The sequence below is a fragment of the Synechococcus sp. J7-Johnson genome, from assembly GCF_024345795.1.
Taxonomy (GTDB): domain Bacteria; phylum Cyanobacteriota; class Cyanobacteriia; order PCC-6307; family Cyanobiaceae; genus Regnicoccus_A.
Genome location: NZ_JAGQBU010000001.1, coordinates 1 through 12,451, shown reverse-complemented (window position 1 = coordinate 12,451; position 12,451 = coordinate 1). Strand labels below are relative to the sequence as shown.

The window sequence follows — 12,451 nt, the reverse complement described above, 5'->3', positions numbered from 1 at the left end:
CCTTCTCGGACCCTTCGTTGCTCAGGGGCGGGTTGCCGGATTGGCCCAGGAGGTGGTCGGCAGGCTTCTGGAGCGGGGGCTGAGACCTTGCTCCAGGGCCAGCACAACCCGCTCGGCGATGGCGTTGAGCGCTGCATCCCGGCTGCTGGGATCCCTCAGTGCCGTCTCAAGCGGACTTTCCAACTTGCCGATCTCAAGGATGGCGATACCCCGGCGCGGCGCGCCCAGTCCGCCCCGGAACTGAAAGGGAAAGGCCCCGAAGGCGGCAGCCAGGCTTTCATCGAGCAGGCTGGGGAGCTGGTGCAGCGGTGGGATCAGTCCAGAGCCAAAGCCGTCGGGTCCATAGGCGTCATAGTGAATCTCCATGGCGTAGCCCCCCCGGCGAACGTGCTCCTTGCCCACGCTCCAGTTGGTGCGGGGATCTTCTCCATCGGCGATGCTGCGCTCCGGAGGTATGTAGAGGCTGATCGGCAGGCCGCGCTTGCGTCCCAGCGACACCACCCGCTCGGCGGTGAGCCAGTTCCAGTAGAGCTCATCCCGGATGCCGGGCACCATCGGCTGGGCTCCGAAGCGATCCACCGCTTCACCGCTGGTGCCGGCGCCGGCCATGCCCTGGGAATCAGCGTGACCGGCCATCACCAAAATCGGGGTTCCGGCCGCCAGCGACCGACGGCCGATCCAGTCCTTGTTCAGCGGTGCGCGCGGGCCGGTGAGCGGATCGATGGAGAACATGGCCGGGGCTTTGGCGGCGCTGCCCAGCACCAGCACCAGGGCCAGGGCGAGCAAGGCCCATCTGGGGGGGCTTGGACGTGCCCAGCGGCGGCGTGAGGTATGGGCCGGGTGAAGCTGACGCATCGTTCTGGGGTTGTTCAGATGGGGGAACTCAGCAGGGTGCCGTCACTGGCCAGTTGCAGCAGGGGCCCCAGTTCAAGTTCCAGGGCGATCAGCTCGTCTCGGTGTGCCCGCAGCCGCAGCTGGCTGAGGGGAGCGTCATCGTCGCTGATCAGGCGCAGTTCCACCAGTTCCTGACGGGCGGCTCTCCGCCGGTAGATCAGGCCCGCCAGCGGGCCGAGCAGGGCCAGCAGCAGGGGCCACCAGCCCAGCACCGGCAGCAGCTGGCGCAGTACCAGGCCCAGGCAGGCCGCCCCGACCGTTCCCAGCAGGGAGAGCAGCAGTGCCAGGGTGCCACTGGCTCCCACCTGGCCCCGGAAGCGCAGTACCCGCCGCTCGGGGTCCCCTGCTTCCGCCTGCCAACCCCGCTGCTTCAGCCATTGGCTGAGGCCGTCGAGCACCTCCAGGGCCGGCCGCGGCGACTGCACGTCGACCACCGTGGTGCGGTCCTTGCTGGCGGCCCTCAGGAAGAAAACCAGGCCGATGGCCAGCAGCAGAGTGAGCAGCAGGGTGGAGCCCAGGGCGGGGGACAGGGGCATGGCACGCGGGCGATCCAGGGCGGAAGCGATTCATTCTCCCCCTTTCGGCACGATGGCGTTGGTTGCTCCCGCGCTCATGCCCTCTGCCCTTTCCTCAACCCCCCATCGCTTTGCGGTCTTCGAGGGGGATCTCGACGCTGAATGGCTCAGCCTGCTGGCCCAGGCTCCGGCCCTTGCGGTCGACACCGAGGCGATGGGGCTGGTCCATGGACGCGATCGCCTCTGCCTGGTGCAGATCGCTGACCACCTCGACAACGTCTGCTGCATCCGCATCGCCCGGGGCCAGCAGCAGGCGCCGCGTCTGCGCGAGCTGATGGAGAGTCAGGCGATCGAGAAGGTGTTTCACTTCGCCCGCTTCGATCTGGCAGCCCTGGGGGAAGGCCTCGGCATCACCGTGGCGCCGGTGTTCTGCACCAAGGTGGCCAGCCGTCTGGCCCGCACCTACAGCTCCCGCCACGGGCTCAAGGAGGTGGTGCAGGAGTTGGTGGGGGTGGAACTCGACAAGCAGTCGCAAAGCAGCGACTGGGGCCGGGTCGAGGACCTCGGCGAAGCCCAGCTGGTGTATGCGGCCAACGACGTGCGCTATCTGCTGGCCGCTCGCCATGCCTTGGCCACCATCCTTGTACGGGAGGAGCGCCTCGATCTGGCCCGCCGTTGCTTCGCCTGCCTGCCGGTTTTCGCCGAGCTCGACCGCAGCCGCTTCGGCTCGGTGTTCGAGCATGCCTCCCCGTCACGTTGAAGGACAAGGAGTTCAGTCCTCAACCATGAAGCCGCTTTCGTCGTCCTCGGCGACCAGAAGCGCATCCAGCAGCTGACCCTGGGCCCTGGCCCCTCCCTGGGCCTCCTGGATCATGCGCTCGGCGATGGTGATGCGCTCGTCTGGCGAGCGGGTTCCTTCCCGGGCAGCCTGCTGGTCGACCCGGCGCCGGGCCGCTGCAATGCTCACTCCCAGGAGGGTGGCCAGCTGACCGGTGACGGTGGCGTAGGCCCGGTCGATCGGTGCTGGCATCGGGGGCGCGCCTGGGTGAGGTGAGACCCCATCATCCCTGGGGCTGGGCCAGCAGCTGTCGGTCCACCAGGGCTGCCAGCCGCTCGCTGCCTCCCGCGTCCCCCATTCGCCGCCTGCCGATGGCGCCGAGGTGCTGGCGCAGCTGGGCATCCCCAAGCAGCCGCTCCAGTTCGACGGCCAGCTCCTGCGCTGATCCGCAGGGCCGCACCGCCCCCCCCAGGAGTCGGCTTTGTCGTCGCGCGAAACCGAGCTTGAACTGCGGTCCCGGCCCTGGCAGCGAGAGCACGGGCACCCCAAGCCCCACCAGTTGTTCGGTGGCGGTGCCGGCGGTGGCCAGGCCCACCTCCCCCCAGCGGGCCCAGCGCTCAAAGCAGCCCGGCCCCAGCAGCAGAAGCCGCTGCTGGAGTTGCCAGGCCGCCGCGCCGCCGCAACCCTGCGGCAGGGCAACCTCGCGGTAGCCATGGGCAGCCAGGATCGGCTCCAGATCCTGGCGGCTGGGGCGGGAGCCGGTGGGGCAGAGCACCACCTGCGGCTCTCGTGCAGGTAGGCAGGCCAGGCTTGCCAGCAGCTGCCTGGCGTTGGCAAGGGCTTCCGGCAGACGGCTACCGCAGAGCAGCACGATTCGTCTCCGCTGTCTCAGTGGCTCGGGCAGGGGCAACCCAACAAGCTGATCCATCATCGGGTTACCCGGTGCCAGCGCCGCCACCCCCCTGCGCCTCAGTCCCCGGGCTGTCAGGCCATCGCGCACCGCCACCAGCCGGGCGCGGTGATCCGCCATCAGGGCCCACTCCCACGGATCCCATTCGCTGCCTTTGCAGCGGTGGTAGCGGTCGGCGAAGGGGTTGCGGCCGGGTCCGCTCCTCCAGGTGTAATCGCTTTTGGGTGTGCCCAGGAAGCCGTAGGGCGCGCCGCTGGCCCAGGCCAGCAGCAGGGGCAGCAGATCCCCTACCGCCAGGATCGGCTCGCCGCTGTCACCCCAGCGACGCACGAGTTGCCACTGGCGCCAGCTGAGGCCAGGTAGCCCTGCCCCCAGGTCGCGCAAAAGCGCCGAAAGGCTCTGGTTGCTGAAGCCCCCGCTGGGCATCGGCTGGCGGGGGCCCACCCGCCGCAGCCAGCCGTCCTGCTCCGCCTCCCGGAAGGTCTCACCTTCCCCCACCAGCGGCAGCACACACAGCTGCAATTCCGGCCGCCGTTGGTGCAGCGCCCGCAGGATGCGCAGACCGATCAGATCTTCCCCATGGCCATTGCTGAGCAGCAGCAACAGGGGCTGCCGTGGACGGCTGATACGATCCGCAGCAAGGGGGTCCGCCCCCGAAATGGCGGCATGGCCAAGTGGTAAGGCAGAGGATTGCAAATCCTTTACCCCCAGTTCGAATCTGGGTGCCGCCTCTGATCTCCCTACTGCCGGTGGGCTGCCAGATGGCTCGTTCACAGCTCGGCTGTGGCCGTCCAACGCTCGCCTGAGAGTGCTCTGGCTTCGCAGCGCACGTCGTGCTTCTCAACCGTGCAGGTGCCATCGGCGGGCCAGGCGCTTGGCAGGCTGGTGGGCAGCCCCCGTTGGTCGAAGCCCAGTTCACTCACGCTGGTGATCTCGGTGCTGAGGGGGCCCTCCAGGCGGCAGCGTCCTTCGCGGCAGCTCAGACCCGCGCCGCCCTGCTTGACCACCCCCACGAAGGTGACGAGGTTGGTGGCGATCTCGCCGCTGCCTATGCCAACAAAGCGGATGTTCAGCAGTCCCTGCTGGTTCTGCTCAAAGCGCAACTCCGAGCACGGGCCAGGGCTGGCCGCGGCGAGGTTGCGCTCGCAGCTGCGGGTGGCGCGTTGCACCCGCCCGAAGTCGGTGGGCTGCTGTTCACCCGCCCGCAGGCCTGGTCCGGGGATCAGCAGGCTGACCAGAGCCCCGGCCAGCAGCAGGCCTGCGTGGCGAATGCCTGGCCTCACACAGAAGAGGCTTTTGGATGGGTTGGGAGTGGTGCCGACGGCCAAGGGGAACCCACGCTCAGGGATTCCATTGTGGAACCGCCTGGCCCCAGGAGCGCACGGGGTAAGGAAGTGGACCTCAGTACTCCGAATCGGCCACGCAGTAGCCCTGGCAGCGGATGCCATTACGGGCAGTGCGGCCGCAGTGGTTGCAGAGCACCGGTTCGCTTGGCTCCAGCTCCGGGGCCTGCTGCGCCACTGCTGCTGACCGTGGCACAGGCGGTGCCCACGGGCTCTGGGTCGATGGAGACGTCATCCTCCGATCATGGCGAGGTCGCTCGCAGCCCGGAGACCCCATGGCGCAGTCCGTTTTGATCGGCGTGGGCACCTGGGCCTGGGGCAATCAGTTCCTCTGGGGCTATCGGCCTGATCTTCATGACCTCGCCCTGGAGGCCACGTTCAAACGGGCCGTTGCACTGGGTCTTCACTTCTTCGATACGGCCGACTCCTATGGCACCGGCCGCTTCACCGGTCGCAGTGAGCAGTTGCTGGGTGGGTTCCTGCAGGCCCTGCCCCCCCCAGCTCCGCAACGATCTGTGTGTGGCGACCAAGCTGGCCCCCTTCCCCTGGCGCCTGGGCCGCCGGGGCTACGACCGAGCTCTCCAGGCCTCCCGCCAGCGGCTGGGTGGCCGACTCGATCGGGTGCAGTTGCACTGGAGCACCGCCCGCTACGCCCCCTGGCAGGAGTGGCCACTGCTGGAGGGGCTGGCGGATGGCGTGATTGCTGGTGAGGTGGGGAGCCTGGGGGTCTCGAACATGGGCCCCCGGCGTCTGCGGGAGGTGCAGCGGAGGCTGGCCGAGCGGGGGGTGCGCCTGGTCAGCCTTCAGGTTCAGGCGTCACTCCTGGCCCCTGAGGCGGTGACCGGCGGGGAGCTGGTGGCCTGTTGCCGGGAGTTGGGCGTGGATCTGATCGCCTACAGCCCCCTGGCCCTGGGTCTGCTGTGTGACCGGCCCGGCGCCGGCCAGGGCACACTCAGGGGCCCCCGGGGGCTGCTGTTCCGGCGGCTTCGGCCGAGGATCGAGCCGCTGCTGGCCCTGATGCGGGACATCGCGGCTGAACACGGCGCCAAGGTGTCCGAGGTGGCCCTTAACTGGTGCCGGGCCCACGGGGCCATGCCGATCCCCGGCCTGCGGACCCCCTGGCAAGCTGAAGCGGCTGCGGCGGCACTGGCCTGGCAGATGGATGAGCAGGAGCGCCTCGCCCTTGATCGGCAGGCCCTGGCCCTGCCTGTGCGGATGCCGGCCAACCCCTTCCTCAGTGATTGAACAGCCACTGAAGACTCAGACGGGATGGAGGATCAGGCGGATTCCGTCGCTGCAGAGGTGCTGGTGGGGTCGGGGGAGAGCACCACTGGAAGGGCGCCAGGCCTGGGGATCCTCACCACCTCTGCCGTTGCACCACTCAGGGCTGCAGTGGTCCTGGTTTTCACTCCCGGACTGGAGCCTGTCCCGGAGCTTGATCCGGAAGTCGTGTCTCCGCTGTCCCCTTCAGACTTGTGCTCGTCGCAGGCGCTGAGAGCCTCTTGCAGCAGGGAATCGAACGTGGCCCCGGGCAGGCGGTGGCGGGAGATTTCCAGGAAGGCTCTTGCCAGCGACTCCCCTGCCGCAGCGCGCAGTGCCGGGTTGTTGCGGCGCTCGCTCTGCTCGTCCTCGATGGCATGCAGGAAGCGCTCGGTGACTCCCCTTTTGGTACTGGCCCTGATCTGAGTCTCCTGCTCAGCTGGCTGGAGGCTGGGCAGCTGTTCCAGCTCTTCCAGGCGCCGGTTAAGACTCTCCAGCACCTCCTGAGCTTCCGAGGCCACACGCGAGAGCTGTCCCTCGGAGAGCCGGGGCAGGTCGGCCACGAACACCTTGCCGTGGTCGCGCAGGGTGAGATAAGTGGGCCGACTCACGCTTCGTCCCTGGGGAGGAGTGCTCAGCCGCCGCGGTGGTGCCGCCGGCTCGGGACCCGCTGAGCTGCGCCGTCGGGTGATGCGAGTGCTGGAGCTGTGCATGGTTAAGGACGTATGAATTACCGGATGCGCCGCCAGCGATCAAGGTCGGCGAAACCTGCTGCAATCTGCCAGCAGCGGGGAAGGGACGTTCAGTACGGCAAACCCCCCAGGGACTCCGCGCCGGGGGCTCCGGCCTCCACCACCCCAAGGGGCCAGGCCTGATGTCCCAGCAGCGTGCACACCTCCAGTGCCCGGGAGACGGCAGGTTCCGGCAACACCAGGCAGAAGCCGACCCCCAGGTTGAACGTGTTCCACAGATCGGCTTCCGGCACCTCGCCTTCGTTCTGCAGCCAGCGGAACAGTGCTGGCCGCTCCCAGCTGCTGGCCTCGATCCGGCCGTGGGTTCCGCTCGGCAGGCAGCGTGGCAGGTTTTCTGGTAACCCACCGCCGGTGATATGGGCCATCGCATGGAGGGGAACCGCTTGCTGGCGCAGGGCCTTCACCAGGGAGCCGTAGAGACGTGTGGGCTCCAGCAGCGCCTCGATCACCGGCCGGTCCTCGCCCCCCAGTCGAGTGCTCTCTGTGGTGCCGCTACTCGCGAGAACCCGCCTCACCAGGCTGAAACCATTGCTGTGGACCCCACTGCTGGCCACCGCCAGGATCCGGTCGCCAGGTTGCACCTGCCGGCCATCGATCAGTTCGTCCTCCTCCACCACGGCCACGCAGAAGCCGGCCAGGTCGTAGCGCCCAGGGCCATAGAAGCCCGGCATTTCCGCCGTCTCGCCCCCCAGCAGGGCGCAGCCGCTCTGGCGGCAGCCGTCGGCGATCCCTTCCACAACCAGGGCCATGGCCTCGGGCGCGAGCTTGCCGGTGGCGATGTAATCCAGGAAGAAAAGGGGTTCGGCTCCACTGGTGATCACGTCGTTGACGCACATCGCCACCAGATCGATGCCCACGGCGTGGTGACGCCCGTAGGCCTGGGCCAGCTCCAGCTTGGTCCCCACCCCGTCGCTGCCGGCAACAAGCAGTGGGCGCCGCAACCCCTCGGGCAGACGGCACAGCCCACCGAATCCCCCCAGACCACCAAGCACCTCTGGCCGGCGGGTGCTCTCGACACTGGAGCGGATCCGCTCGACAAAGGCCCTGCCGGCGGCCACATCCACTCCGGCCGTGCGGTAATCCATGGCGTTGCTCCTGCTGGGCTGATCCTCATCGCCGTTGATCCTCCGATGCCAGCGCCCCGGCCTGGACCGCCTGTCCGATTGTCACAAGATTCGATCAGCCCTGCTGATGGCTCTGATTGGCTTCGCTGATCAATATCGATCCTTCAGTTGCTTCTGTGCACTGTTGCTGACAGGGATTTCGGCGTCGATGACTATTTCTGATCAATTCCTGCGCCCAAACTCCTCATCGCACTTCCTCGGACTTCCTGTAAGTTTCCGGGGTCGTGATTTTTCTTCAGGGATTCCGCCACTGATTTCGCGCTTTCAGCTTTTCCAATCGTCAGCGCGATTCATCAAGTAACGACCCTTCAATTCGAAGACCGTTGCCTACTCGTGGTGGGTTTCGACTGTTATGCGTCGCACATTCCCCCTGGGGGCCCTTGCCCTCCTGCTTTCTGGTAGCGGAGTTGCCCTTCCTGTGCTCGCCAATTCGGCTCGCACGGAGTCTGATTCCCGCATTGCCATGGCCAGACCGGCCGTTCTTGCACCAGCTCCTGAGTCTTCGGAGTCAGTTCAGCCTTCCCAGCCCGTCGCCATTCGCCAGCAGGACGGTGGGACTCCGGCCTTGGAGGCTCCTTCCACCCCCACTGCTCCGGCCCCCACTCCTCGCCGCTTCAAGCTGGCCGGCACCGGTGAGGCCAGCTGGTACGGCCCTGGTTTCTTCGGCAACCGCACCGCCAATGGGGAGGTCTTCCGCCCAGGCACCATGACGGCGGCTCACCGCACCCTCCCCTTCGGCACGAAAGTGAAGGTCACCAACCTCTGGAATGGCCGCAGCGCGATCGTGCGCATCAACGACCGCGGTCCTTTCCACGGCAACCGCATCATCGACCTGGCCCATGGAGCCGCCCAGAACCTGGGCCTGGTGTCCAGTGGCATCGCTCAGGTCCGTCTGGAAGTGGTTCAGTAAGGCCTGAGGACCTTGACCCCATCTCCTTGAGTGCCCATCCGGCAATCTGCCGGGTGGGCTTTCGTTTGGTGCTTCCATGCAGTTGCTGCACACCTGTGATGAGTTGCGGCGCTGGTGTAGGCCCGCCGCTGAGCGGGGCGCCACGCCCCTTCACTTCGTGCCCACCATGGGCGCTCTGCATCAGGGCCACCGCAGCCTGATTGAGCGGGCTTCAGCTTCCCTCTCCTCCTCGGGGCCGCCACCGCGGGTTCTGGTGAGCGTCTTCGTCAATCCGCTCCAGTTCGGCCCCGGGGAGGATTTCGAGCGCTACCCGCGGGATCCCCTTGCTGATGGCACGCTCGCTGCCGCGGCAGGGGCCACGGCCCTGTTCGCTCCGGCTGTCGAGGAGCTGTTCCCCGGCGGCGACGCCGAGCTGACCCGGGTCCTGCCTCCACCCGCTCTGCTCCAGGGGCTCTGTGCACGCACCCGAGCAGGCCATTTTGAAGGGGTGGCCACGGTGGTGGTCAGGCTTCTGGCCCTGGTGCGACCCGATCGCCTGCTGCTCGGCGAGAAGGACTGGCAGCAGCTGGTGATTCTGCGGCGGATCGTGGCGGATCTGGGCCTGCCACTGCGGGTCCAGGGATGCGCCACCTGGCGGGAGAGCGATGGTCTGGCGGCCAGCTCCCGCAACCGCTATCTCTCGAAGACGGAGCGAGGCCAGGCGGCCGCTCTGCCCGCTGCCCTGGCCCTGGGGCGGCGGGCCTGGCAGAGCGGGGAGAGTGATCCCGCCCGGCTGGAGCGGTTGGTTCAGGCCGAGCTGGAACAGGCCGATCTGGCGGTGGAGTATGTGGAGATGGTTGAAGCCAGGCGGCTGCGCCCGCTGGTTGCTTCCGCCCTACCCCAGGGTCCGCTGCTGCTGGCGGCCGCCGTCCGCTGTGGCCCCAGCCGCCTGATCGATCACCTCCTACTCATGAAGCGTCCTCCGATCGTCGCCATCGATGGCCCTGCCGGGGCTGGCAAGAGCACGGTCACCCGGGACCTGGCCCGTCGCCTCGGCCTCATCTACCTCGATACCGGAGCCATGTACAGGGCTGTGACCTGGTGGGTGCTGCGCCATGGGGCCAATCCAGCTGTGGCGGCGGAGGTGGAGCCGCTGCTGGAAGGGCTGGAGCTCAGCCTCGACCTCGAGGCCGGCGGCGATCAACAGGTGCGCGTCAACGGCCACGACGTGAGCGAGGCGATCCGCCATCCCGATGTCACCGCCCAGGTGTCCCAGGTGGCGGCCCACGGCTGCGTGCGCGAGGCGCTCACCCAGCAGCAGCGGGCCCTGGGCGCCCGTGGCCGGCTGGTGGCGGAGGGCCGCGATATCGGCACGGCCGTCTTCCCCGACGCGGATCTCAAGGTGTTCCTGACCGCCACGGTGGCGGAGCGGGCTCGTCGGCGGGCCCAGGATCTGGAGCAGCGGGGGTTCGCCGTGCCGTCTCTGGAGGAGCTGGAGGCACTGATCACCGAGCGGGACCGTCAGGATTCCACTCGGGAGGTGGCCCCCCTGCTCCAGGCCGAGGATGCGGTGGAGCTGATCACCGATGGCTTGGCCATCGAGGAGGTGATCACGACCCTGGTGGATCTGTTCAGGGAGCGCATTCCCGAGGAGGCCTGGCCAGCACCGGAGACTGGCGCAGCAGCCTGAGTGGCGCCGCCTGCCCCTGTGGGCTTCCAGCCTGTCGTCGGCTCATCGTTCCGATGGCTTCGAGGGTGTGCCGGTGGCCAGCAGGTCGTCGAGCAGGCCCGTGCAGGCATCTTCGAGCAGGTCCAGCACCCCCTGGAAGCCATCGGCGCCGCCGTAGTAGGGATCCGGCACCTCACGGACCCTGTGCAAGCGGCAGTGCTGGGTGATCGGCCTGACCTGGGCCCTGGATCTCCGGCCCCGGGTCATGGCCTGGACCGCCGCCAGGTTGTCGTCATCCATGGTGAGGATGTGATCGAACTGATCAAGATCGGCGACCACGATCTGGCGGGCACGGCTGGGCAGGTGGATGCCGCGCCCGGCAGCCGCGGCTCGCATGCGGGCATCGGCCGGCTGACCGGCATGCCAGTTGCCTGTGCCGGCCGAATCGACACTGAAGGAGTGTTCAAGACCCCGCAGCTGCAGGTGGTGCAGGAATACCCCTTCTGCAGCGGGGGAGCGGCAGATATTGCCCAGGCAGACGAACAACAGACGGGAGCGCTCCATCAGCCCCCCGCCCCGCCAGCGAGGCGGCTCAGGGCCAGTCCGGCCCGCAGTCGCACCACCGGAGTGTCGTCCCCGGGCTCGCCGGCCAGCTCCTGCAGGGCCTTGAGACCGGAGCGATGCCCCGGCTCTGCCCTGTCCATGCCGAGCAGCAGTTGCTCCAGTCCCACTGCCACGGCGTAGCGGACCACCCATTCACCATCGCCGCCACCGGCCAGAAGGGCGTCGAGGCACCGCTGTCGCAGGCGGGTCTGCTCGCTCCGGGGGAGGGCATCGAGACGGAGTTGACCGAGGCCACGGGCCGCGGCTCGCCGCACGCTCGGACCTATATCGCAGGCCAGAGCGCTCTCCAGCAGCTCCAGGCCACGCACATCGCCGATCCCGGCCAGGGCACGCACGGCCCAGGCCCTGGCGCCGTAGTTGTGGTCATCGAGGTTGGCCAGCAACGGCTCCACCGCCTGCTCCCCCAGGGCGATCAGGCCGTCGACGGCCGCCACGGCGGCGCCTGGATTGTTGAAGCCCAGCACCTCCACCAGGCTCGGGGCTGCGCCGGGGTGGCAGGCCTCGGCGAGCTGCCGGGTGGCCAGCAGCAGACCCATGGGGCTGTCGGCCTGACGCAGGGCCCTGATCAGCTCGGTGGGCTCGGCTGCCATGGGATTGGGGGAAAGCATGGTGCGTTCAGAGCAGTTCGTCCATCACAGCCAGCAGGGCGGTGGTTTCCTCGTCAAGGCGGGTGGCGTGAGGGCCTGCCGGATTCTCCACCAGCCCACGCAGGGCCATCAGCTTGAGGCTGTTTTCCGCGAGAGTGCGGCGAATCGGCTCCAGCGCGGGGCGCCAGCCGGCGGCGCCCAGATCCATCAGGGCGGCGCGGCGCACCTGCAGCTGGGGATGTTCCAGCAGAGCCAGCAACTGCTGGCCCCAGTGGCTGTCGTCGGTGAGCTGCAACAGTGCCCGGCAAGCGGCGCTACGGATGAGAGGGCGCTCGTGGGCCACGAACGACTCGATCACGGCCAGCAGCCGGGGTTCGGCCAGGCCGATTTCGCCGAGGGCCTCCAGCATTGCCTCGCAGGGTTCCTGCAGACGGCTGCTGGCCGTCTGTGGAGCGCCCGCCACGTCGGGTCCGCTGGCGAGCCTGGTGCAGAGAACCGGCACTGCCTCCATGGCACGCAGCTCTCCCAGGGAGCGGGCTGCGGCTTCGCGCAGCCCATCGTCCGGATCGTCGAGGGCCTGCAGCAGGTGGGGAATGGCCTCGGCTTGGCCCAGCTTGCCCAGGGCCCGCGCCGCGTTACGGGCCACCGCATTGTGTTCGACTCCCGCTTCGGCTTGGCGTGGCTGCCGCTGGCCAAGGGCCTGGCAAAGCAGGGTGATCGCTTCGGGATTGCGGCTGCGCATGCGCCCCAGCCACCAGGCTGCGTAGTACTGGGCCGATTGGTCCTCGTTCTGGCGCAGGCGCCGCAGCGCCTCGGCCTCGTCGATCGGAGCTCCGGCGGAGGGGGCCGGTTCGATGGGCTCGGCGGCGGCGATCATGGCCGTGGCGACATGGTGGGAGTCAGAACGAAAAAAAGGAGGCCAGAAGGCCTCCTTGAGGTGTGAGACGTGCGACTCAGTCGTCAGCAACGCTGTTGATAACCGCTAGCGGAAATCAGACGAGAGCGTTGATGGCGTAGTCGATGTAGTTGTTGGCGATGACGCCGGGATCGCCGGAGATGCCGTGGTTGGCCTTGATGTAGCTCAGGGCCTCGACATACCAGGAGGG

14 protein-coding genes, 1 tRNA gene and 2 pseudogenes are annotated in these 12,451 nt (G+C 68.2%); 5 read left to right on the top strand and 12 right to left on the bottom strand.

Annotation, left to right across the window (positions count from 1 at the left end; translation table 11 throughout):
* Positions 1–21: 21 nt before the first annotated feature.
* Positions 22–786 (bottom strand): dehydrogenase, encoded by a 765-nt coding sequence (locus tag KBY93_RS00085; RefSeq protein WP_255092189.1) that lies wholly within the window; start codon positions 784–786, stop codon positions 22–24.
* Between the two features lie 83 nt (positions 787–869).
* On the bottom strand, positions 870–1,430 hold the full coding sequence (locus KBY93_RS00080) for a cofactor assembly of complex C subunit B (RefSeq protein ID WP_255092188.1): 561 nt from the start codon (positions 1,428–1,430) through the stop codon (positions 870–872).
* Positions 1,431–1,506: 76 nt separating this feature from the next.
* Here KBY93_RS00080 and KBY93_RS00075 point away from each other — a divergent pair, with 76 nt between their 5' ends.
* Positions 1,507–2,169: a ribonuclease D gene (locus KBY93_RS00075; protein ID WP_255092187.1), complete on the top strand. Its 663-nt coding sequence runs from the start codon at positions 1,507–1,509 to the stop codon at positions 2,167–2,169.
* 12 nt (positions 2,170–2,181) lie between these two features.
* Here KBY93_RS00075 and KBY93_RS00070 read toward each other — a convergent pair whose 3' ends face one another.
* Together KBY93_RS00070 and KBY93_RS00065 are read right to left on the bottom strand one after the other, a co-directional pair.
* Positions 2,182–2,439, bottom strand: a complete 258-nt coding sequence (locus KBY93_RS00070) for a hypothetical protein (protein ID WP_094555073.1) — start codon at positions 2,437–2,439, stop codon at positions 2,182–2,184.
* Between the two features lie 31 nt (positions 2,440–2,470).
* The gene (locus KBY93_RS00065; RefSeq protein WP_255092186.1) at positions 2,471–3,700 is read right to left on the bottom strand and encodes a lipid-A-disaccharide synthase-related protein; all 1,230 of its coding nucleotides are present in this window, start codon (positions 3,698–3,700) and stop codon (positions 2,471–2,473) included.
* A 57-nt stretch (positions 3,701–3,757) separates the two neighbouring features.
* Here KBY93_RS00065 and KBY93_RS00060 point away from each other — a divergent pair.
* Positions 3,758–3,828 (top strand) — tRNA-Cys (locus KBY93_RS00060).
* Between the two features lie 39 nt (positions 3,829–3,867).
* Here KBY93_RS00060 and KBY93_RS00055 read toward each other — a convergent pair.
* Together KBY93_RS00055 and KBY93_RS00050 are read right to left on the bottom strand one after the other, a co-directional pair.
* On the bottom strand, positions 3,868–4,425 hold the full coding sequence (locus KBY93_RS00055) for a hypothetical protein (RefSeq protein WP_255092185.1): 558 nt from the start codon (positions 4,423–4,425) through the stop codon (positions 3,868–3,870).
* Between the two features lie 73 nt (positions 4,426–4,498).
* Positions 4,499–4,675, bottom strand: coding sequence for a hypothetical protein (locus KBY93_RS00050; RefSeq protein ID WP_255092184.1), 177 nt, complete (start codon positions 4,673–4,675; stop codon positions 4,499–4,501).
* A gap of 40 nt (positions 4,676–4,715) precedes the next feature.
* On the opposite strand from KBY93_RS00050, the pseudogene KBY93_RS00045 reads away from it, so the two are divergent.
* A pseudogene (locus tag KBY93_RS00045) lies at positions 4,716–5,685 on the top strand (aldo/keto reductase).
* Between the two features lie 32 nt (positions 5,686–5,717).
* On the opposite strand, the gene KBY93_RS00040 reads toward KBY93_RS00045, so the two are convergent.
* Positions 5,718–6,413: a hypothetical protein gene (locus KBY93_RS00040; protein ID WP_255092183.1), complete on the bottom strand. Its 696-nt coding sequence runs from the start codon at positions 6,411–6,413 to the stop codon at positions 5,718–5,720.
* A gap of 89 nt (positions 6,414–6,502) precedes the next feature.
* Positions 6,503–7,537, bottom strand: a complete 1,035-nt coding sequence (purM, locus tag KBY93_RS00035) for a phosphoribosylformylglycinamidine cyclo-ligase (protein WP_255092182.1) — start codon at positions 7,535–7,537, stop codon at positions 6,503–6,505.
* A gap of 391 nt (positions 7,538–7,928) precedes the next feature.
* Between purM and KBY93_RS00030 the strand changes: the two genes are divergently transcribed.
* Both KBY93_RS00030 and KBY93_RS00025 read left to right on the top strand, forming a co-directional pair.
* Complete coding sequence (locus KBY93_RS00030; protein ID WP_255092181.1) at positions 7,929–8,486, top strand: septal ring lytic transglycosylase RlpA family protein; 558 nt, start codon at positions 7,929–7,931, stop codon at positions 8,484–8,486.
* 76 nt (positions 8,487–8,562) lie between these two features.
* A complete protein-coding gene (locus KBY93_RS00025) occupies positions 8,563–10,155 on the top strand; it encodes a bifunctional pantoate--beta-alanine ligase/(d)CMP kinase (RefSeq protein ID WP_255092180.1) in 1,593 nt (530 codons plus the stop codon).
* Between the two features lie 42 nt (positions 10,156–10,197).
* On the opposite strand, the gene KBY93_RS00020 is transcribed toward KBY93_RS00025, so the two are convergent.
* From KBY93_RS00020 to KBY93_RS00005, 4 genes and pseudogenes are all read right to left on the bottom strand, one after another.
* Entirely contained in the window at positions 10,198–10,698 is a 501-nt protein-coding gene (locus KBY93_RS00020) for a low molecular weight protein-tyrosine-phosphatase (RefSeq protein ID WP_255092179.1), read from the bottom strand.
* Complete coding sequence (locus KBY93_RS00015; RefSeq protein ID WP_255092178.1) at positions 10,698–11,348, bottom strand: HEAT repeat domain-containing protein; 651 nt, start codon at positions 11,346–11,348, stop codon at positions 10,698–10,700. Before KBY93_RS00015 ends, KBY93_RS00020 begins: the two co-directional genes overlap by 1 nt.
* 25 nt (positions 11,349–11,373) lie before the next feature.
* Entirely contained in the window at positions 11,374–12,222 is an 849-nt protein-coding gene (locus KBY93_RS00010) for a HEAT repeat domain-containing protein (protein WP_255092177.1), read from the bottom strand.
* 115 nt (positions 12,223–12,337) lie between these two features.
* A pseudogene (locus KBY93_RS00005) lies at positions 12,338–12,451 on the bottom strand (phycocyanin subunit alpha); the annotation flags it as partial.

Bases quoted from the DNA above. Each gene is read 5' to 3' on its own strand.
- KBY93_RS00050 (WP_255092184.1), bottom strand. From the start codon at position 4,675: ATGACGTCTCCATCGACCCAGAGCCCGTGGGCACCGCCTGTGCCACGG.
- KBY93_RS00020 (WP_255092179.1), bottom strand. From the start codon at position 10,698: ATGGAGCGCTCCCGTCTGTTGTTCGTCTGCCTGGGCAATATCTGCCGC.
- KBY93_RS00040 (WP_255092183.1), bottom strand. From the start codon at position 6,413: ATGCACAGCTCCAGCACTCGCATCACCCGACGGCGCAGCTCAGCGGGT.
- KBY93_RS00075 (WP_255092187.1), top strand. From the start codon at position 1,507: ATGCCCTCTGCCCTTTCCTCAACCCCCCATCGCTTTGCGGTCTTCGAG.
- KBY93_RS00080 (WP_255092188.1), bottom strand. From the start codon at position 1,430: ATGCCCCTGTCCCCCGCCCTGGGCTCCACCCTGCTGCTCACTCTGCTG.
- KBY93_RS00030 (WP_255092181.1), top strand. From the start codon at position 7,929: ATGCGTCGCACATTCCCCCTGGGGGCCCTTGCCCTCCTGCTTTCTGGT.
- KBY93_RS00010 (WP_255092177.1), bottom strand. From the start codon at position 12,222: ATGATCGCCGCCGCCGAGCCCATCGAACCGGCCCCCTCCGCCGGAGCT.
- KBY93_RS00015 (WP_255092178.1), bottom strand. From the start codon at position 11,348: ATGGCAGCCGAGCCCACCGAGCTGATCAGGGCCCTGCGTCAGGCCGAC.
- KBY93_RS00070 (WP_094555073.1), bottom strand. From the start codon at position 2,439: ATGCCAGCACCGATCGACCGGGCCTACGCCACCGTCACCGGTCAGCTG.
- purM (WP_255092182.1), bottom strand. From the start codon at position 7,537: ATGGATTACCGCACGGCCGGAGTGGATGTGGCCGCCGGCAGGGCCTTT.
- KBY93_RS00025 (WP_255092180.1), top strand. From the start codon at position 8,563: ATGCAGTTGCTGCACACCTGTGATGAGTTGCGGCGCTGGTGTAGGCCC.